This is a genomic window from Streptomyces sp. NPDC090021 (assembly GCF_044748225.1).
In the GTDB taxonomy this organism is placed as follows: domain Bacteria; phylum Actinomycetota; class Actinomycetes; order Streptomycetales; family Streptomycetaceae; genus Streptomyces.
Genome location: NZ_JBIVFO010000011.1, coordinates 1 through 19,495, shown reverse-complemented (window position 1 = coordinate 19,495; position 19,495 = coordinate 1). Strand labels below are relative to the sequence as shown.

The window sequence follows — 19,495 nt, the reverse complement described above, 5'->3', positions numbered from 1 at the left end:
AATAACTAACCACTCGCAGGGGGAACCGTGCACACACAGGACGCCGACACCAAGCTCCGCGGGCCCGCCGTCTGGGCGCTCGTCCTCACCGGCGTGGCCAGCTTCATGGCCGCCCTCGACAACCTGGTCGTGACCACCGCCCTCCCCGCCATCCGCGCGGACCTCGGCGGCGGGCTGGAGGACCTGGAATGGACGGTGAACGCCTACACGCTCACCTTCGCCGTCCTCCTCATGTTCGGCGCCGCCCTCGGTGACCGCTTCGGCCGCCGCCGGCTGTTCATCGCCGGCCTCGCCGTCTTCACCGGGGCCTCCGCCGCGGCCGCCCTCTCGCCCGGGATCGACGCACTCATCGCCGCCCGCGCCGTGCAGGGCGTGGGAGCCGCCGTCATGATGCCGCTCACCCTCACCCTGCTCACCGCCGCCGTCCCCGCCGCCCGCCGCGGCATGGCCCTCGGCATCTACGGCGCCGTCACCGGCCTCGCCGTCGCCAGCGGCCCCCTCATCGGCGGCAGCCTCACCGAGCACATCTCCTGGCAGTGGATCTTCTGGCTTAACGTGCCCATCGGCCTGGTCCTGATCCCGCTCGCCCGGCTGCGCCTCGCCGAGTCCACCGCCCCCGGCGCCCGCCTCGACGTCCCCGGCACCCTGCTCATCAGCGGCGGTCTCTTCGGCATCGTCTACGCCCTCGTCAACGCCAACTCCGAGGGCTGGACCAGCGCCGCCGTCCTCACCGGCCTGATCGTCGGCACCGCCCTCGTCGCCGCCTTCGTCCGCCACGGCTTCACCCACGCCGACCCCGTGCTCCCCATGCGGCTCTTCCGCGACCGCGGCTTCCTGGGGATCAACCTGGCCGGCCTGCTGATGTTCCTCGGCATGTTCGGCTCGATCTTCCTGCTCAGCCAGTTCCTCCAGGGCGTCGCCGGCTACTCGCCCACCGAAGCCGGCCTGCGCATGCTCCCCTGGACCGGCATGCCGATGCTCGTGGCCCCGCTGGCCGGGATCCTCTCCGACCGCGTCGGCGGCCGCCCCGTGGTCGCCGCCGGCCTGGCGTTCCAGGCACTCGGCCTCGGCTGGTTCGCCGCGATCCTGAGCGCGGACGTCTCCTACGCCGCGCAGCTGCCGCCGCTGATCCTCAGCGGGATCGGCATGGCCCTCTACTTCGCCCCGGCGGCCAACGTCCTGATGTCCACCGTGCGCCCCGCCGACCAGGGCAAGGCCTCCGGCACGAACAACGCCCTGCGCGAGGTCGGCGGAGCCCTCGGCGTCGCCGTCCTGGCCTCGGTCTTCTCCGCCCGGGGCGGCTACGAATCCCCGCAGGCCTTCACCGACGGCACCGTCCCCGCCCTGTGGATCGGCGCCGCAGCGGTCGCCCTCGCCGCCGCGCTGGCCCTCCTGGTGCCCCGCCGGGCCAAGGACGCGCCCACCCCCGTACCCGTCGCGGCAGCCGCCGGAGTCGCGGACAAGGTCCCGGCCGTCGGCTGACCACGTGAACGCGGGCCCGCACGCCCGATCAGGTTTCGCCATGCGGCGCCCACAGCCGCGCCACGGAAGGAGAGCACGTCATGCCCGACATCCCCTGGTCCACACCCACCCCGGCCGCACCCGGCTCCGAGGTCCACGTCATGGCCTCCCGCTTCGAGACCGCCACCCTCACCGCCGCCGTCCGGTTCTTCCTCAAGTCGCCCGGCATCATCCGCCAGATGCGCAAGGCCCCCGGCGCCCACGGCGTCGCCCTCCGGGCCCGCGTCCTGCGCCGCACCTTCCTCACCCTCTCCGCATGGGAGGACCGGGACGCGCTGTACCGCTTCGCCCGCAGCGAGCCCCACCGCTCCAGTGCCCGCGCCGCCGCCGCGTACATGAAGGAATCCGTCTTCACCGAGTGGACCGTGCCGGCCACCGCGCTGCCCCTCGGCTGGGACGAGGCCGAGCGCCGCCTCGCCGAACAGCAGGCGGACCGCTGACACGGCCGGTCCGGGGGACGAGCGAGTACGGTCCGTGGCCCCGCAGGGATGCGAGGGGCACGGACCGTACTCTTGTCCACGTGCAGGAACTCCACGACGCCCCCCTCGCCCCGCTGACCACCTTCCGTCTCGGTGGTCCCGCCGCCCGCCTGGTCACCGCGACCACCGACGCCGAGGTGATCGCCGCCGTCCGCGACGCGGACGAGAGCGGCACCCCGCTCCTGATCATCGGCGGCGGCAGCAACCTGGTCATCGGCGACCGGGGCTTCGACGGCACCGCCCTGCGCATCGCCACCACCGGCTTCGACCTGGACGGCACCCGGCTGGAACTCGCCGCGGGCGAGAACTGGAGCGACGCCGTCGCCCGCACCGTCGAGGCCGGCCTCGCCGGCATCGAATGCCTCGCCGGCATCCCCGGCTCCGCCGGCGCCACCCCGATCCAGAACGTCGGCGCGTACGGCCAGGAGGTCTGCGACACCATCACCGAGGTCGTCGCCTACGACCGCACCACCGGCGAAACGGTCACCCTGACCGCCGCCGAGTGCGCCTTCCGGTACCGCAACAGCACGTTCAAGGACCAGCCCGACCGCTACGTCGTCCTGCGCGTGCGCTTCGCCCTGGAGGACGCCGGCGGGCTCTCGGCGCCGATCAAGTACCCCGAGACCGCCCGCGCCCTCGGCGTCGGGGCCGGCGACCGCGTCCCCGCCGCCACCGCCCGCGAGACCGTGCTGCGGCTGCGGGCCGGCAAGGGCATGGTCCTCGACCCCGCCGACCACGACACCTGGTCGGCCGGCTCCTTCTTCCACAACCCGATCCTGACCGACGAGGCCTACGCCGCCTTCCTCGGCCGCGTCCAGGACCGTCTCGGCCCCGACACCGCCCCGCCCGCGTACCCCGCCGGCGAGGGCCGTACGAAGACCAGCGCGGCCTGGCTCATCGACAGGGCCGGCTTCACCAAGGGCTACGGCACCGGCCCCGCACGCATCTCCACCAAGCACACCCTCGCCCTCACCAACCGCGGCGAGGCCACCACCGAGGACCTCCTCACCCTGGCCCGCGAGGTCGTCGCGGGCGTCCACGCGGCCTTCGGCGTCACCCTCGTCAACGAGCCGGTGACGGTCGGCGTCAGCATCTGAGGAGCCCCCGCCGCCCATGCTCTGTCCCCGACACGGGGCCGGTACGGACCCCACTCGGCTCGTGGGTCGCACGCTCAGCAGGGTCGTCGCGTCCTGGCACGTCAGTGACGGCGAACGCTCCGAGTCCCCCCTCGACGTCTGGCTGATCGACAGCGTCGGCGACTCCATCCGGATCACCACGGGCTCCGACCAGTGCCTCATCGTGGAGTCCGCCCCGCCCCACGCGCCCTACGACATGGGGGAGTGGGGCCGCATCGAGGTCGGCGAGGACCTCGGCGACCACCCCTTCCTGCGGCACCTCGGCGAGACCGTCTCCTCCGTCGCCGAGTTCGCCCTGCCCGAACAGGGCCGCACCCACCTGGAGATCGGCTTCCCCGACGGCCGCCGGGTGCGCGCCGACTGCTACGAGGGGGACCTGCGGCTCACCCGGTGAGCCAGTGGTCGATCCCGGCCAGCAGCTTGGCCTGCACGTCGTCCGGCGCGGCGCTGCCGCGCACCGACTGACGGGCCAGCTCGGCGAGCTCCGCGTCCGTGAAGCCGTGGTGGCGGCGGGCGATCTCGTACTGCGCCGCCAGCCGGGACCCGAACAGCAGCGGGTCGTCCGCGCCCAGCGCCATCGGCACCCCGGCCTCGAACAGCGTGCGCAGCGGGACGTCCTCCGGGCGCTCGTACACGCCCAGCGCGACGTTCGACGCCGGACAGACCTCGCAGGTGATCTGCCGGTCGGCCAGCCGCTTCAGCAGCCGGGGGTCCTCGGCGGCCCGCACGCCGTGCCCGATGCGGGCCGCGTGCAGGTCGTCGAGGCAGTCGCGGACCGAGGCCGGGCCGGTGAGCTCGCCGCCGTGCGGGGCCGCCAGGAGGCCGCCGTCACGGGCGATGGCGAAGGCCCGGTCGAAGTCGCGGGCCATGCCCCGGCGCTCGTCGTTGGACAGGCCGAAACCGACCACGCCCCGGTCGGCGTAGCGCACGGCGAGCCGGGCCAGGGTGCGGGCGTCGAGGGGGTGCTTCATGCGGTTGGCGGCGATCAGGACCCGCATGCCGAGGCCGGTCTCGCGGGAGGCCGCGTCGACGGCGTCGAGGATGATCTCGACGGCCGGGATCATCCCGCCCAGCAGCGGGGCGTAGGAGGTGGGATCCACCTGGATCTCCAGCCAGCCGCTGCCGTCCCGCACGTCCTCCTCCGCGGCCTCGCGGACGAGCCGCCGGATGTCCTCGGGCTCACGCAGGCAGGAGCGGGCGGCGTCGTAGAGCCGCTGGAAGCGGAACCAGCCGCGTTCGTCGGTGGCGCGCAGCTTGGGCGGCTCGCCGGCGGTCAGCGCGTCGGGGAGCCGCACGCCGTACTTGTCGGCGAGCTCCAGCAGGGTCGATGGTCGCATCGACCCCGTGAAGTGCAGGTGGAGGTGGGCCTTCGGCAGAAGCGTGAGATCGCGTACGTGCTCCATCTGGTGATCCTGCCGTACCGCTGCGCCCGGCGGGAGGGGGTTTTACCGATCGGGGGCTTGCTCGAACGGAGGAGCGGTGGCGGAGGCCGCTGCGCGGGGCCTCCCGCGCCCTGCCCTGACCCGCGCCTCAAACGCCGGCGGGGCTGGAGGATCGGGGCTCCGCCCCGGACCCCGCGCCTCGAACCCCGGCGGGGCTGGGTGAGCCGGCGGGTCCCGGAAACGCCTGGGCGGCGGCACCCCGCAGGGTGCCGCCGCCCGGTTCGTGCCGCGGGCCGCCTGAGGCCTAGGCCTTGGCCTCGGCCAGGAGCTTCTGGATGCGGGACACGCCCTCGACCAGGTCCTCGTCGCCCAGGGCGTAGGAGAGGCGCAGGTAGCCGGGGGTGCCGAAGGCCTCGCCGGGGACGACCGCGACCTCGGCCTCGTCCAGGATCAGGGCGGCCAGCTCGACAGAGGTCTGCGGGCGCTTGCCGCGGATCTCCTTGCCGAGGAGCTCCTTGACCGACGGGTACGCGTAGAACGCGCCCTCGGGGGTCGGGCAGAGGACGCCGTCGATCTCGTTCAGCATCTTCACCATCGTCTGGCGGCGGCGGTCGAAGGCCTTGCGCATCTCGGCGACCGCGTCCAGGTTCCCCGAGACGGCGGCCAGCGCGGCGACCTGGGCCACGTTGGAGACGTTGGAGGTGGCGTGCGACTGCAGGTTCGTCGCCGCCTTGATGACGTCCTGCGGGGCGATGACCCAGCCCACGCGCCAGCCGGTCATCGCGTAGGTCTTGGCGACACCGTTGACCACGATGCACTTGTCGCGCAGGGCCGGGACCAGGACCGGCAGCGAGGTGAACTTCGCGTCGCCGTAGACCAGGTGCTCGTAGATCTCGTCCGTGAGGACCCACAGGCCGTGCTCGGCGGCCCACTCGCCGATCGCCTTCGCGTCGGCCTCGCTGTAGACCGCGCCGGTCGGGTTGGAGGGGGAGACGAACAGGACGACCTTGGTGCGCTCGGTGCGCGCGGCCTCCAGCTGCTCGACGGAGACCCGGTAACCGGTGGTCTCGTCGGCGACGACCTCGACCGGGACACCGCCGGCGAGACGGATCGACTCCGGGTAGGTGGTCCAGTAGGGGGCCGGGACGATGACCTCGTCACCCGGGTCCAGGACGGCCGCGAAGGCCTCGTAGATCGCCTGCTTGCCGCCGTTGGTCACCAGGACCTGCGACGCCTCGACCTCGTAGCCGGAGTCGCGCAGCGTCTTGGCGGCGATGGCGGCCTTCAGCTCGGGCAGACCGCCGGCCGGCGTGTAGCGGTGGTACTTGGGGTTGCGGCAGGCCTCGACCGCGGCCTCGACGATGTAGTCCGGGGTCGGGAAGTCGGGCTCGCCCGCGCCGAAGCCGATCACCGGGCGTCCGGCGGCCTTGAGGGCCTTGGCCTTGGCGTCCACGGCGAGGGTGGCGGACTCGGAAATGGCGCCGATACGGGCGGACACCCGGCGCTCGGAGGAAGGCGTTGCAGAGGTCATACCGGCAATCGTCCCAGACCGCGCAGAAGCGCCGCACACCGTTTCAGTGAACGGACGGGAGGCGGGCCGGAGCATGTCAGGCCGGGTGCTGTTCGACGTCACGGCCCGGTTCACGTACACTCACCTGTCGTTGGACCTCGCCAGCCGCTGCAAAGCGTGAGCACTCCGTGCACTCGCCCGGATGCGGTAGGTTGGGGGACGCAAAGGGTCGTAGCTCAATTGGTAGAGCACTGGTCTCCAAAACCAGCGGTTGGGGGTTCGAGTCCCTCCGGCCCTGCTCCACACTCCTCTCGGACGTGTGTGCGCAGGTACGTACTTAGATGCAACGCCGTGCGGCGCAACCGGGCGCGGTACGGCCACGACCCGGATTCAGGTGAGAGAAGTGACGGACGCCCTGGGCTCCATCGACAAGCCTGACGCCGAGGACGAGACGCGCGAGAAGAAGGCCCGCAAGGGCGGCAAGCGCGGTAAGAAGGGTCCTCTGGGCCGTCTCGCGCTGTTCTACCGCCAGATCGTCGCGGAACTCCGCAAGGTTGTCTGGCCCACTCGCAATCAGCTCACGACGTACACCACCGTGGTGATTGTCTTCGTGGTCATCATGATCGCTCTGGTGACCGTGATTGACTATGGGTTCCAGGAAGCCATCAAGTTCGTCTTCGGCTGATCCCCGCGGAGGGCGGCGCCTTGATGGGTGCCGCCCCTTTTCGCATGTTCCACCACCTTTTTTCCAGGAAGAAGCAGCCACCGTGTCTGACCCGAACCTGAACGCGAGCCACGACTCCGTCGAGTCCGTCGAGGACGAGCTCGACATCGTCGAGGCGGCAGACGCTGTGGACCCCGACGAGGCCGAGCTCGCCGACGTCGAGGCGGGTGACGCCGCCGAGGAGGCCGCGCTGCACGTCTCCGGCGACGAGGCGGACGAGGCCGAGGCCGCCACCGAGGCCGAAGAGGCCGCCGGTGACGCCGAGACCGCGGAGGAGGCCGTCGAGGCCGAGCCCGCCGAGCCGGTCGACCCGATCCAGGCCCTGCGCGACGAGCTGCGCGTCCTGCCCGGTGAGTGGTACGTGATCCACACCTACGCCGGCTACGAGAAGCGTGTGAAGGCCAACCTGGAGCAGCGCGCCGTCTCGCTGAACGTCGAGGAGTTCATCTACCAGGCCGAGGTGCCCGAGGAAGAGATCGTCCAGATCAAGAACGGCGAGCGCAAGAACGTCCGGCAGAACAAGCTGCCCGGCTACGTCCTCGTCCGCATGGATCTGACGAACGAGTCCTGGGGCGTCGTCCGCAACACGCCTGGTGTCACCGGCTTCGTCGGCAACGCCTACGACCCGTACCCGCTGACCCTGGACGAGATCGTCAAGATGCTCGCCCCGGAGGCGCAGGAGAAGGCCGCCAAGGCCGCCGCGGAAGAGGCCGGCCTGCCCGCGCCCGCCGTCAAGCGCACCATCGAGGTCCTGGACTTCGAGGTCGGCGACTCGGTCACCGTCACCGACGGTCCGTTCGCCACGCTGCAGGCGACCATCAACGAGATCAACCCCGACTCGAAGAAGGTCAAGGGCCTCGTCGAGATCTTCGGCCGCGAGACCCCGGTCGAGCTCAGCTTCGACCAGATCCAGAAGAACTGATCCACCCCGCGTGGACCACGGCTTCTGAGCCACAGCTTCCGGACAGGTCAGACCGCCCCCAGAGGGCGGTCTGACCTGCTCGGTTTTTAGCCCCGCACCGATACCCGTTATCGTGGTGCGGTATGCCTCCATCCGGATGACCGGATCGGCGGCTGAAAACTCTCACTAGGACCCGGAGAGAGCAATGCCTCCCAAGAAGAAGAAGGTCACGGGGCTTATCAAGCTCCAGATCAAGGCCGGCGCGGCCAACCCGGCTCCGCCGGTCGGCCCCGCGCTCGGTCAGCACGGCGTCAACATCATGGAGTTCTGCAAGGCCTACAACGCCGCGACCGAGTCGCAGCGTGGCATGGTCGTGCCGGTGGAGATCACGGTCTACGAGGACCGCACCTTCACCTTCATCACCAAGACGCCGCCGGCTGCGCGCCTCATCCTGAAGCACGCGGGCATCGAGAAGGGCTCCGGCGAGCCCCACAAGACCAAGGTCGCCAAGCTCACGGCCGCCCAGGTCCGCGAGATCGCCGAGCTGAAGATGCCCGACCTGAACGCCAACGACATCGACGCCGCCGTGAAGATCATTTCCGGCACCGCGCGCTCGATGGGCGTCACGGTCGAGGGCTGATCCAGCCACCCCCAGCACCACCAGTGGTAGGGCCAAGCGCTGGTCCGCACCACGACTCCATGCCTGAATCCGAAATACAGGAGCTGAAGTGAAGCGCAGCAAGACTCTCCGCGCTGCGGACGCCAAGGTCGACCGGGAGAAGCAGTACGCCCCGCTCGAGGCCGTCCGTCTCGCCAAGGAGATCTCCTCGACCAAGTTCGACAGCACCGTCGAGGTCGCCTTCCGCCTGGGTGTCGACCCGCGCAAGGCCGACCAGATGGTCCGCGGCACCGTGAACCTCCCGCACGGCACCGGCAAGACCGCCCGGGTCCTGGTCTTCGCGACCGGTGACCGTGCTGCGGCCGCGGAAGCCGCCGGCGCCGACATCGTCGGCGACGACGAGCTGATCAACGAGATCGCCAAGGGCAACCGCCTGAACGAGTTCGACGCCGTTGTGTCCACCCCGGACCTCATGGGCAAGGTCGGCCGCCTCGGCCGCGTGCTCGGTCCCCGTGGTCTCATGCCGAACCCGAAGACCGGCACCGTGACGATGGACGTCGCGAAGGCTGTCACCGAGATCAAGGGTGGCAAGATCGAGTTCCGCGTCGACAAGCACTCGAACCTGCACTTCATCATCGGCAAGGTCTCCTTCTCCGATGAGCAGCTCGTCGAGAACTACGGCGCGGCCCTGGACGAGATCCTTCGTCTGAAGCCGTCCGCCGCCAAGGGCCGTTACCTGAAGAAGGCCGCCCTCAGCACCACCATGGGCCCCGGCATCCAGCTGGACCCGAACCGCACCCGGAACCTCCTCGTCGAGGAAGACCCGGCCGCGGTCTGACCCGGCCGAGCCCCAGGGCTCGCCGAGTGACTGAACGGGCCCCTCGCCCCCTTCCCGGGCGGCGAGGGGCCCGTTTTCCGTGCCGTCCGGCACATCCCCCGGCCGCCCGCCGCCGTGCGGGCGCGCGGAACCACGGGGACGGCGCCGGGGGCGCTGAACAGACGGCGCGGGGGCTTTCCGACCTCCCCGCGCCTTTCGCCGACGCACAGGTCGGCACACAGAACCATGCAGGGGGAGAACAGATGAACAAGGCTGTCCGGATCCGGATCCGGGGCGCGGTCGCGATCGCCGGGGGCGGGCTTCTCGTGGGGGGACTCGCGGCCTGCGGGGGCGGGGCCGAGGAGACGGCGCACGACCCCGTGGCGGCGGTGAAGGCGTCCTACCTGAAGACGGTGGCCGCCAAGTCCGCCACGACGGAGACGGTCACCACCGGGAGCGACGGCAAGACCGTGCGGGAGACCGGCACGAAGGCCTGGTACCCGTCCGCCCAGGACGTGGTCCTGGGGGACCGGGGCGAGGGCAAGCCCGACACCCGCTCGATCATGATGGGCGACACCGTCTACAGCCGGCTGGACCAGCCCCTCAAGGGCAAGATCTGGATGCAGATGGACCTGTCCAAGGACGGCAAGCCGGGGGTCCGGCTGAACCAGGACCCCGCGGAGTTCCTGGCGATGCTGCTCGGCCAGGAGAAGCTCACGTACGTCGGGGCCGAGAAGACCGACGGCGTCGACGCCCAGCACTACAAGGGCAGCCTCACGGGCGCGGACCTGCTCCGGGCGGACGAGTCCACCAAGGTCATGGAGGAGAAGAACCGCCAGTACCTCCACGAGGCCGTGAAGCACATCACCGCCTTCGAGGTGGACCTGTGGATCGGCGCCGACGGTTACCCGGTCCGTGTCGACAGCTCAAGCACGGACGACAAGGGCACGACGAAGACCTCGGGGAAGTTCTCCGGCTTCGGCAAGCCGGCCCCCGTCGAGCCCCCGCCGGCCGACCAGGTCGTCGCCTTCGACGACGTCATGAAGGGCGTCGACGCCGACCTCGCCCAGGCCGACAAGGACATGGAACAGGCCGACAAGGACCTGGAGAAGGCCGACAAGACGCTCCGCGACGCAGGGTTCCCGGGGCTGCGCAGCTGACCGATTTGCCTCGACCGGAACCCTTCACGTAGTCTTCCCCGGAAGCCAAAGACCGCTGGTCGTTGCTGTGCCCGACAGGGTGCGGTGGCCGAAGGATCCGCTTACTGCGGACGACCCGCGCAGGTGACTGTGGAATGTTCCCGGATTCGTTCCGGTCGAGCTACGCCCTGGCGCCTGCGCCGGGGCGTTTTGTATGTCAGCCCCTTCTGAGCGGTCCTCATCACCCGGAAGGAGGCGAACGCACCATGCCGACGCCCAACAAGGCTGCATCGGTGGCCGAGCTCACGGACGCGTTCCAGAGCTCGAACGCCGCCGTGCTGACCGAGTACCGGGGTCTCACCGTCGCGCAGCTCAAGACGCTGCGTCGCTCCCTCGGTGAGAACGCCCAGTACGCCGTGGTGAAGAACACGCTGACCAAGATCGCGGCCAACCAGGCCGGGATCACCGCGCTGGACGAGCACTTCGCTGGTCCGACCGCGGTCGCCTTCATCACCGGTGACCCGGTGGAGTCGGCGAAGGCTCTGCGTGACTTCGCCAAGGAGAACCCGAACCTCATCATCAAGGCCGGTGTCCTTGACGGTAAGGCTCTCTCCGCCGACGACATCAAGAAGCTTGCGGACCTCGAGTCCCGCGAGGTTCTGCTCAGCAAGCTGGCCGGCGCGTTCAAGGGCAAGCAGTCCCAGGCTGCCTCGCTCTTCCAGGCGCTGCCGTCGAAGTTCGTCCGCACCGCGGAAGCGCTTCGCGTCAAGCTCGCCGAGCAGGGCGGTGCCGAGTAATTCGGCTCGCGCATTGATCCGCGCCGCCTAGTGCGCGGGTCGTAGCGGGCCGTTACGCCCGCCTCTATAGACACATCGGCACCTGCCGAATTAGTGGAAGGATCGCCCATCATGGCGAAGCTCTCTCAGGACGACCTCCTCGCCCAGTTCGAGGAGATGACCCTCATCGAGCTCTCCGAGTTCGTGAAGGCCTTCGAGGAGAAGTTCGACGTCACCGCCGCCGCGGCCGTCGCCGTTGCCGGTCCGGCCCAGGGTGGCCCGGCCGCCGAGGTCGCCGAGGAGAAGGACGAGTTCGACGTCATCCTCGCGGGCGCCGGCGACAAGAAGATCCAGGTCATCAAGGTCGTGCGTGAGCTGACCTCCCTGGGCCTGAAGGAGGCCAAGGACCTCGTCGACGGTGCGCCGAAGCCCGTCCTCGAGAAGGTCAACAAGGAGGCCGCTGACAAGGCCGCCGAGGCCCTCAAGGGTGCCGGTGCCTCCGTCGAGGTCAAGTAACACCTCTGAGGCCGCCTGACGGCCTCTCCAAGGGGCGATCACCCGTAAGGGTGGTCGCCCTTTGGCGTATTCGCAGTGCCTGACTTGCCCTGGTCTCGTTGGGGAGTAGGGTGATCATCGTTGCCCCGACGCAGGGTCCGGAGATGATCCGCTCGGAGCAGGGGGCCTTGACGAACGGGTCGCGGCGCGCAATTCTCAGACCCGTCGGGAGGTCGGCCCGCCTCGATCCGGGATCCGAGGCATGGATCGACTACGAAGAGGGCAGTACTGTTACGCGCTCTGTACACGAGAGCCGCAGCGTTGGACGCAGGGTTGAACGACATGGGGAAGGCCTGTTGCCGGTTTCCGGAAACGCGGTCTGGACATCAGTGAGCCAAGTGGCTACACTGACCCTTTGCGCTGCCTGTTAGCTGTCCCCTGCCCGTCGCCAGGGACATGCCCACGCTTGAGCACACTTGATTGATCCACCCTGACCTGGTGTTTTGGCCGGAATCGGGGGGCCTCGTCTTCTGTGTCTGCTGGGACCGGTACGCGCGTAGTGAGTCCGAGCCCTCGGAAGGACCCCCTCTTGGCCGCCTCGCGCAACGCCTCGACCAATACGAACAACGGTGCCAGCACCGCCCCGCTGCGCATCTCCTTTGCAAAGATCAAGGAGCCCCTCGAGGTTCCGAACCTCCTGGCGCTGCAGACCGAGAGCTTTGACTGGCTGCTCGGCAATGCCGCCTGGAAGTCTCGCGTCGAGTCGGCGCTTGAGAGTGGACAGGACGTCCCCACCAAGTCCGGTCTGGAAGAGATCTTCGAGGAGATCTCGCCGATCGAGGACTTCTCCGGGTCGATGTCGCTGACCTTCCGCGACCACCGTTTCGAGCCGGCGAAGAACTCCGTCGACGAGTGCAAGGAGCGCGACTTCACGTACGCGGCTCCGCTGTTCGTCACGGCCGAGTTCACGAACAACGAGACCGGAGAGATCAAGTCTCAGACGGTCTTCATGGGCGACTTCCCGCTCATGACCAACAAGGGCACCTTCGTCATCAACGGCACCGAGCGTGTCGTGGTGTCGCAGCTCGTCCGTTCCCCCGGTGTCTACTTCGACTCCTCCATCGACAAGACGTCCGACAAGGACATCTTCTCCGCCAAGATCATCCCGTCCCGGGGTGCCTGGCTGGAGATGGAGATCGACAAGCGCGACATGGTCGGCGTCCGCATCGACCGCAAGCGCAAGCAGTCCGTCACCGTCCTCCTGAAGGCTCTCGGCTGGACCACCGAGCAGATCCTCGAGGAGTTCGGCGAGTACGAGTCCATGCGCGCCACCCTGGAGAAGGACCACACCCAGGGTCAGGACGACGCGCTGCTCGACATCTACCGCAAGCTGCGCCCGGGCGAGCCGCCGACCCGTGAGGCCGCTCAGACGCTGCTCGAGAACCTCTACTTCAACCCCAAGCGCTACGACCTCGCCAAGGTCGGCCGCTACAAGGTGAACAAGAAGCTCGGCGCCGACGAGCCGCTCGACGCCGGTGTGCTCACCACCGACGACGTCATCGCCACGATCAAGTACCTGGTCAAGCTGCACGCCGGCGAGACCGAGACGATCGGCGAGTCCGGCCGTTCGATCGTCGTCGAGACCGACGACATCGACCACTTCGGCAACCGTCGTCTGCGCAACGTCGGCGAGCTCATCCAGAACCAGGTCCGCACGGGTCTGGCTCGTATGGAGCGCGTCGTGCGCGAGCGCATGACCACCCAGGACGTCGAGGCGATCACGCCGCAGACCCTGATCAACATCCGGCCGGTCGTCGCCTCCATCAAGGAGTTCTTCGGCACCAGCCAGCTGTCGCAGTTCATGGACCAGAACAACCCGCTCTCGGGCCTGACCCACAAGCGCCGCCTGTCGGCGCTGGGCCCCGGCGGTCTGTCCCGTGAGCGGGCCGGCTTCGAGGTCCGTGACGTCCACCCGTCGCACTACGGCCGCATGTGCCCGATCGAGACCCCCGAAGGCCCGAACATCGGTCTGATCGGCTCGCTCGCGTCCTACGGCCGCGTCAACGCGTTCGGTTTCGTCGAGACCCCGTACCGCAAGGTCATCGACGGTGTCGTCACCGACGAAGTCGACTACCTGACGGCCGACGAGGAAGACCGCTTCGTCATCGCGCAGGCCAACGCGGCCCTGTCCGAGGACATGCGCTTCACCGAGAACCGCGTCCTGGTCCGCCGTCGTGGCGGCGAGATCGACTACATCGCCGGCGGCGACGTCGACTACATGGACGTCTCCCCGCGCCAGATGGTGTCCGTCGCGACCGCGATGATCCCCTTCCTGGAGCACGACGACGCCAACCGTGCCCTCATGGGCGCGAACATGATGCGCCAGGCCGTTCCGCTCATCAAGGCGGAGGCCCCGCTCGTCGGCACCGGCATGGAGTACCGCTGTGCGGTCGACGCCGGTGACTCGATCCGCGCGGAGAAGAACGGTGTGGTCCAGGAGGTCTCGGCCGACTACATCACCGTCACCAACGACGACGGCACCTACACCACGTACCGCGTCGCCAAGTTCTCCCGGTCGAACCAGGGCACCTCGGTCAACCAGAAGGTCATCGTCAACGAGGGTGACCGGATCGTCGAGTCCCAGGTCCTCGCCGACGGACCGGCGACCGAAGAGGGCGAGATGGCCCTCGGCAAGAACCTGCTCGTCGCGTTCATGCCGTGGGAAGGCCACAACTACGAGGACGCGATCATCCTGTCGCAGCGCCTCGTGCAGGACGACGTCCTCTCCTCGATCCACATCGAGGAGCACGAGGTCGACGCCCGTGACACCAAGCTCGGACCCGAGGAGATCACCCGGGACATCCCGAACGTCTCCGAGGAGGTCCTCGCGGACCTCGACGAGCGCGGCATCATCCGCATCGGTGCGGACGTCGTCGCCGGCGACATCCTGGTCGGCAAGGTCACGCCCAAGGGTGAGACCGAGCTGACCCCGGAGGAGCGGCTGCTCCGCGCGATCTTCGGTGAGAAGGCCCGCGAGGTGCGTGACACCTCGCTGAAGGTCCCCCACGGTGAGATCGGCAAGGTCATCGGTGTCCGCGTCTTCGACCGCGAGGAGGGCGACGAGCTTCCCCCGGGCGTGAACCAGCTGGTCCGCGTCTACGTCGCCCAGAAGCGCAAGATCACCGACGGTGACAAGCTCGCCGGCCGTCACGGCAACAAGGGTGTCATCTCCAAGATCCTCCCGATCGAGGACATGCCGTTCCTGGAGGACGGCACCCCGGTCGACATCATCCTGAACCCGCTGGGTGTCCCGTCCCGAATGAACCCGGGGCAGGTCCTGGAGATCCACCTCGGCTGGCTCGCCAGCCGCGGCTGGGACGTCTCCGGTCTGGGTGAGGAGTGGGCCGAGCGACTGAAGGCCATCGGCGCCGACCGCGTCGAGCCCGGCACCAACGTCGCCACCCCCGTGTTCGACGGCGCCCGCGAGGACGAGCTCGCCGGCCTGTTCGAGCACACCATCCCGAACCGCGACGGTGACCGCCTGGTCCTCCCGTCCGGCAAGGCGCGCCTGTTCGACGGCCGCTCCGGCGAGCCGTTCCCGGACCCGATCTCGGTCGGGTACATGTACATCCTCAAGCTCCACCACCTGGTCGACGACAAGCTCCACGCCCGTTCGACCGGTCCGTACTCGATGATCACGCAGCAGCCGCTGGGTGGTAAGGCACAGTTCGGTGGCCAGCGATTCGGTGAGATGGAGGTGTGGGCGCTGGAGGCTTACGGCGCCGCCTACGCCCTCCAGGAGCTGCTGACCATCAAGTCCGACGACGTCACCGGCCGCGTGAAGGTCTACGAGGCCATCGTCAAGGGCGAGAACATCCCCGAGCCGGGCATTCCCGAGTCCTTCAAGGTGCTCATCAAGGAAATGCAGTCGCTCTGCCTCAACGTGGAGGTGCTGTCCTCGGACGGCATGTCCATCGAGATGCGCGACACCGACGAGGACGTCTTCCGCGCGGCGGAGGAGCTCGGTATCGACCTGTCCCGGCGCGAGCCGAGCAGCGTCGAAGAGGTCTGACGGGCCTGACGGGGGGCTCACGAACAGAGCCCCCCGTCATCCCCGGGACCGTTCAGACCACTGATCAAGAGACACGACCCCGAAAGAGGGATTGACGCACAGTGCTCGACGTCAACTTCTTCGACGAGCTGCGGATCGGCCTTGCCACCGCGGACGACATCCGAACCTGGTCGCACGGCGAGGTCAAGAAGCCGGAGACCATCAACTACCGCACCCTGAAGCCCGAGAAGGACGGACTCTTCTGCGAGAAGATCTTCGGTCCGACCCGGGACTGGGAGTGCTACTGCGGCAAGTACAAGCGTGTCCGCTTCAAGGGCATCATCTGTGAGCGCTGTGGCGTCGAGGTCACGCGCGCCAAGGTGCGCCGTGAGCGCATGGGCCACATCGAGCTTGCCGCTCCCGTCACCCACATCTGGTACTTCAAGGGCGTCCCGTCGCGCCTGGGCTACCTGCTGGACCTCGCGCCGAAGGACCTCGAGAAGGTCATCTACTTCGCCGCGTACATGATCACGTTCGTCGACGACGAGCGCCGTCAGCGCGACCTGCCGTCGCTGGAGGCCCACGTCTCCGTCGAGCGCCAGCAGATCGAGAACCGCCGCGACGCCGACCTCGAAGGCCGTGCCAAGAAGCTGGAAAGCGACCTGGCCGAGCTGGAGGCCGAGGGCGCGAAGGCCGACGTGCGCCGCAAGGTGCGCGAGGGCGCCGAGCGCGAGATGAAGCAGCTCCGTGACCGCGCCCAGCGCGAGATCGACCGCCTCGACGAGGTGTGGGCCCGCTTCAAGAACCTCAAGGTCCAGGACCTGGAGGGCGACGAGCTCCTCTACCGCGAGCTGCGTGACCGCTTCGGCACGTACTTCGACGGCTGCATGGGCGCCGCCGCGCTGCAGAAGCGCCTGGAGTCCTTCGACCTGGAGGAGGAGGCCGAGCGCCTCCGCGAGATCATCCGTACCGGCAAGGGCCAGAAGAAGACCCGTGCGCTCAAGCGCCTCAAGGTCGTCTCCGCGTTCCTGCAGACCAGCAACAAGCCCAAGGGCATGGTCCTGGACTGCGTCCCGGTCATCCCGCCGGACCTGCGTCCGATGGTGCAGCTCGACGGTGGCCGCTTCGCGACCTCCGACCTGAACGACCTGTACCGCCGTGTGATCAACCGCAACAACCGCCTGAAGCGCCTTCTGGACCTCGGTGCCCCCGAGATCATCGTGAACAACGAGAAGCGCATGCTCCAGGAGGCCGTGGACGCCCTCTTCGACAACGGTCGTCGTGGTCGTCCGGTCACCGGTCCCGGCAACCGCCCCCTGAAGTCCCTCAGCGACATGCTGAAGGGCAAGCAGGGTCGCTTCCGTCAGAACCTCCTCGGCAAGCGCGTGGACTACTCCGCGCGTTCCGTGATCGTCGTCGGTCCGCAGCTGAAGCTGCACCAGTGCGGTCTGCCCAAGGCCATGGCGCTGGAGCTCTTCAAGCCGTTCGTGATGAAGCGCCTGGTCGACCTGAACCACGCGCAGAACATCAAGTCGGCGAAGCGCATGGTCGAGCGCGGCCGCACGGTCGTGTACGACGTGCTCGAAGAGGTCATCGCCGAGCACCCGGTCCTGCTGAACCGTGCGCCCACGCTGCACCGCCTCGGCATCCAGGCCTTCGAGCCCCAGCTGGTCGAGGGCAAGGCCATCCAGATCCACCCGCTCGTCTGCACCGCGTTCAACGCGGACTTCGACGGTGACCAGATGGCCGTGCACCTGCCGCTCTCCGCGGAGGCGCAGGCCGAGGCCCGCATCCTGATGCTGTCCTCGAACAACATCCTCAAGCCGGCCGACGGCCGTCCGGTCACGATGCCGACCCAGGACATGGTCCTCGGTCTGTTCTTCCTGACCACCGACGGTGAGCTCCGTGACACCAAGGGCGAGGGCCGCGCGTTCGGCTCCACGGCCGAGGCGACCATGGCGTTCGACGCCGGCGAGCTCGCGCTGCAGTCGTCCGTCGACATCCGCTTCCCGGTGGGCACCATCCCGCCGCGCGGCTGGGTGCCGCCGGTCGCCGAGGAGGGTGAGCAGGAGTTCCAGCCGGGAGACAGCTTCCGTCTGAAGACGACCCTGGGCCGCGCGCTCTTCAACGAGCTGCTGCCCGAGGACTACCCGTTCGTCGACTACTCGGTGGGCAAGAAGCAGCTCTCCGAGATCGTCAACGACCTGGCGGAGCGCTACCCCAAGGTCATCGTGGCGGCGACGCTCGACAACCTGAAGGCGGCCGGTTTCCACTGGGCGACCCGTTCCGGTGTCACCGTGGCCATCTCCGACGTCGTCGTGCCCGAGGCCAAGAAGGCCATCGTCGCGGGCTACGAGGCGCAGGACGAGAAGGTCCAGAAGCAGTACGAGCGCGGTCTGATCACCAAGGACGAGCGCACGCAGGAACTCATCGCGATCTGGACCAAGGCGACCAACGAGGTTGCCGAGGCGATGAACGCGAACTTCCCCAAGACGAACCCCATCTTCATGATGGTTGACTCGGGTGCCCGAGGAAACATGATGCAGATGCGACAGATCGCCGGTATGCGTGGTCTGGTGTCGAACGCGAAGAACGAGACCATCCCGCGTCCGATCAAGGCGTCCTTCCGTGAGGGCCTCACCGTTCTGGAGTACTTCATCTCCACGCACGGTGCCCGTAAGGGTCTGGCGGACACCGCCCTGCGTACCGCCGACTCGGGTTACCTGACCCGTCGTCTGGTGGACGTCTCGCAGGACGTGATCATCCGCGAGGAGGACTGCGGCACCGAGCGCGGCCTGAAGCTGAAGATCGCCGTCCGCGGCGAGGACGGCGTGCTGCGCAAGGCCGACGACGTCGAGACCTCGGTCTACGCCCGCATGCTGGCCGAGGACGTCGTCATCGACGGCAAGGTCATCGCGCCGGCCAACGTCGACCTCGGTGACGTCCTCATCGACGCCCTGGTCGCCAACGGCGTCGAGGAGGTCAAGACCCGCTCGGTCCTGACCTGTGAGTCCGCGGTCGGCACCTGTGCCTTCTGCTACGGACGCTCGCTCGCCACCGGCAAGCTGGTCGACATCGGTGAGGCGGTCGGCATCATCGCCGCCCAGTCCATCGGTGAGCCCGGTACCCAGCTGACGATGCGTACCTTCCACACCGGTGGTGTGGCCGGTGACGACATCACGCAGGGTCTGCCGCGTGTCGTCGAGCTCTTCGAGGCCCGTACCCCGAAGGGTGTCGCCCCGATCTCCGAGGCCGCCGGCCGCGTGCGGATCGAGGAGACCGAGAAGACGAAGAAGATCGTCATCACGCCCGACGACGGCAGCGACGAGACGGCGTTCCCGATCTCCAAGCGCGCCAAGGTCATCGTGCACGAGGGCGACCACGTCGAGGTGGGCCAGAAGCTCACCATGGGTGCCACCAACCCGCACGACGTGCTGCGCATCCTCGGCCAGCGTGCCGTCCAGGTCCACCTGGTCGGCGAGGTCCAGAAGGTCTACAACTCGCAGGGCGTGTCGATCCACGACAAGCACATCGAGATCATCATCCGGCAGATGCTGCGCCGCGTGACGATCATCGAGTCCGGCGACGCGGAGCTCCTGCCGGGCGAGCTGGTCGAGCGGTCGAAGTTCGAGACCGAGAACCGTCGCGTGGTCACCGAGGGCGGTCACCCCGCCTCCGGCCGTCCGCAGCTGATGGGTATCACCAAGGCCTCGCTCGCGACCGAGTCGTGGCTGTCGGCGGCGTCCTTCCAGGAGACCACCAGGGTCCTGACGGACGCGGCGATCAACGCCAAGTCCGACTCCCTGATCGGCCTCAAGGAGAACGTCATCATCGGTAAGCTCATCCCGGCCGGTACGGGCCTCGCCCGCTACCGCAACATCCGGGTGGAGCCCACCGAGGAGGCGAAGGCCGCGATGTACTCGGCCGTCGGCTACGACGACATCG

The 19,495-nt window shown here is 68.6% G+C and carries 15 protein-coding genes and 1 tRNA gene; 14 read left to right on the top strand and 2 right to left on the bottom strand.

What is annotated here, in order from left to right; genetic code table 11:
- Positions 1-27 precede the first annotated feature (27 nt).
- The 4 genes from ACIPXC_RS10655 to ACIPXC_RS10640 all read left to right on the top strand — a co-directional run bounded on the left by ACIPXC_RS10655 (position 28) and on the right by ACIPXC_RS10640 (position 3,530).
- Positions 28-1,482, top strand: coding sequence for a DHA2 family efflux MFS transporter permease subunit (locus ACIPXC_RS10655; RefSeq protein ID WP_401615599.1), 1,455 nt, complete (start codon positions 28-30; stop codon positions 1,480-1,482).
- An 80-nt stretch (positions 1,483-1,562) separates the two neighbouring features.
- Positions 1,563-1,961 (top strand): DUF3291 domain-containing protein, encoded by a 399-nt coding sequence (locus ACIPXC_RS10650; protein WP_401615597.1) that lies wholly within the window; start codon positions 1,563-1,565, stop codon positions 1,959-1,961.
- A complete protein-coding gene (locus tag ACIPXC_RS10645) occupies positions 1,958-3,097 on the top strand; it encodes a UDP-N-acetylmuramate dehydrogenase (RefSeq protein WP_401615878.1) in 1,140 nt (379 codons plus the stop codon). Before ACIPXC_RS10650 ends, ACIPXC_RS10645 begins: the two co-directional genes overlap by 4 nt.
- Before the next feature lie 61 nt (positions 3,098-3,158).
- Positions 3,159-3,530, top strand: coding sequence for a hypothetical protein (locus ACIPXC_RS10640; RefSeq protein WP_234308926.1), 372 nt, complete (start codon positions 3,159-3,161; stop codon positions 3,528-3,530).
- Here the strand turns inward: ACIPXC_RS10640 and ACIPXC_RS10635 are convergent.
- Positions 3,520-4,539, bottom strand: a complete 1,020-nt coding sequence (locus ACIPXC_RS10635) for an adenosine deaminase (protein ID WP_401615595.1) — start codon at positions 4,537-4,539, stop codon at positions 3,520-3,522. The genes ACIPXC_RS10640 and ACIPXC_RS10635 overlap by 11 nt on opposite strands.
- Before the next feature lie 283 nt (positions 4,540-4,822).
- Entirely contained in the window at positions 4,823-6,049 is a 1,227-nt protein-coding gene (locus ACIPXC_RS10630) for a pyridoxal phosphate-dependent aminotransferase (protein ID WP_401615593.1), read from the bottom strand.
- A gap of 204 nt (positions 6,050-6,253) precedes the next feature.
- On the opposite strand from ACIPXC_RS10630, the gene ACIPXC_RS10625 reads away from it, so the two are divergent.
- From ACIPXC_RS10625 to ACIPXC_RS10580, 10 genes are all read left to right on the top strand, one after another.
- Positions 6,254-6,326: transfer RNA gene (locus tag ACIPXC_RS10625), tRNA-Trp, on the top strand.
- Between the two features lie 105 nt (positions 6,327-6,431).
- On the top strand, positions 6,432-6,713 hold the full coding sequence (secE, locus tag ACIPXC_RS10620; protein WP_030773766.1) for a preprotein translocase subunit SecE: 282 nt from the start codon (positions 6,432-6,434) through the stop codon (positions 6,711-6,713).
- A gap of 82 nt (positions 6,714-6,795) precedes the next feature.
- The gene (gene nusG, locus ACIPXC_RS10615) at positions 6,796-7,674 is read left to right on the top strand and encodes a transcription termination/antitermination protein NusG (RefSeq protein ID WP_401615591.1); all 879 of its coding nucleotides are present in this window, start codon (positions 6,796-6,798) and stop codon (positions 7,672-7,674) included.
- A 184-nt stretch (positions 7,675-7,858) separates the two neighbouring features.
- Positions 7,859-8,293, top strand: a complete 435-nt coding sequence (gene rplK, locus ACIPXC_RS10610; protein WP_030773771.1) for a 50S ribosomal protein L11 — start codon at positions 7,859-7,861, stop codon at positions 8,291-8,293.
- Between the two features lie 88 nt (positions 8,294-8,381).
- The gene (gene rplA / locus ACIPXC_RS10605) at positions 8,382-9,110 is read left to right on the top strand and encodes a 50S ribosomal protein L1 (RefSeq protein WP_030959001.1); all 729 of its coding nucleotides are present in this window, start codon (positions 8,382-8,384) and stop codon (positions 9,108-9,110) included.
- A 242-nt stretch (positions 9,111-9,352) separates the two neighbouring features.
- Complete coding sequence (locus ACIPXC_RS10600) at positions 9,353-10,249, top strand: hypothetical protein (RefSeq protein ID WP_401615588.1); 897 nt, start codon at positions 9,353-9,355, stop codon at positions 10,247-10,249.
- 245 nt (positions 10,250-10,494) lie between these two features.
- Positions 10,495-11,025: a 50S ribosomal protein L10 gene (rplJ, locus tag ACIPXC_RS10595; protein WP_030026650.1), complete on the top strand. Its 531-nt coding sequence runs from the start codon at positions 10,495-10,497 to the stop codon at positions 11,023-11,025.
- A gap of 111 nt (positions 11,026-11,136) precedes the next feature.
- Complete coding sequence (rplL, locus tag ACIPXC_RS10590; protein WP_384451560.1) at positions 11,137-11,520, top strand: 50S ribosomal protein L7/L12; 384 nt, start codon at positions 11,137-11,139, stop codon at positions 11,518-11,520.
- A gap of 568 nt (positions 11,521-12,088) precedes the next feature.
- A complete protein-coding gene (gene rpoB / locus ACIPXC_RS10585; protein ID WP_401615585.1) occupies positions 12,089-15,571 on the top strand; it encodes a DNA-directed RNA polymerase subunit beta in 3,483 nt (1,160 codons plus the stop codon).
- Between the two features lie 101 nt (positions 15,572-15,672).
- Positions 15,673-19,495, top strand: a 3,823-nt coding sequence (locus tag ACIPXC_RS10580; RefSeq protein ID WP_401615583.1) for a DNA-directed RNA polymerase subunit beta', incomplete at its 3' end; no start/stop codon positions are given.

Excerpts from the sequence above, each read along its gene's own strand:
- ACIPXC_RS10650 (WP_401615597.1), top strand. The coding sequence starts at position 1,563 with ATGCCCGACATCCCCTGGTCCACACCCACCCCGGCCGCACCCGGCTCC.
- rplJ (WP_030026650.1), top strand. The coding sequence starts at position 10,495 with ATGCCGACGCCCAACAAGGCTGCATCGGTGGCCGAGCTCACGGACGCG.
- ACIPXC_RS10635 (WP_401615595.1), bottom strand. The coding sequence starts at position 4,539 with ATGGAGCACGTACGCGATCTCACGCTTCTGCCGAAGGCCCACCTCCAC.
- rplL (WP_384451560.1), top strand. The coding sequence starts at position 11,137 with ATGGCGAAGCTCTCTCAGGACGACCTCCTCGCCCAGTTCGAGGAGATG.
- ACIPXC_RS10600 (WP_401615588.1), top strand. The coding sequence starts at position 9,353 with ATGAACAAGGCTGTCCGGATCCGGATCCGGGGCGCGGTCGCGATCGCC.
- rplK (WP_030773771.1), top strand. The coding sequence starts at position 7,859 with ATGCCTCCCAAGAAGAAGAAGGTCACGGGGCTTATCAAGCTCCAGATC.
- ACIPXC_RS10630 (WP_401615593.1), bottom strand. The coding sequence starts at position 6,049 with ATGACCTCTGCAACGCCTTCCTCCGAGCGCCGGGTGTCCGCCCGTATC.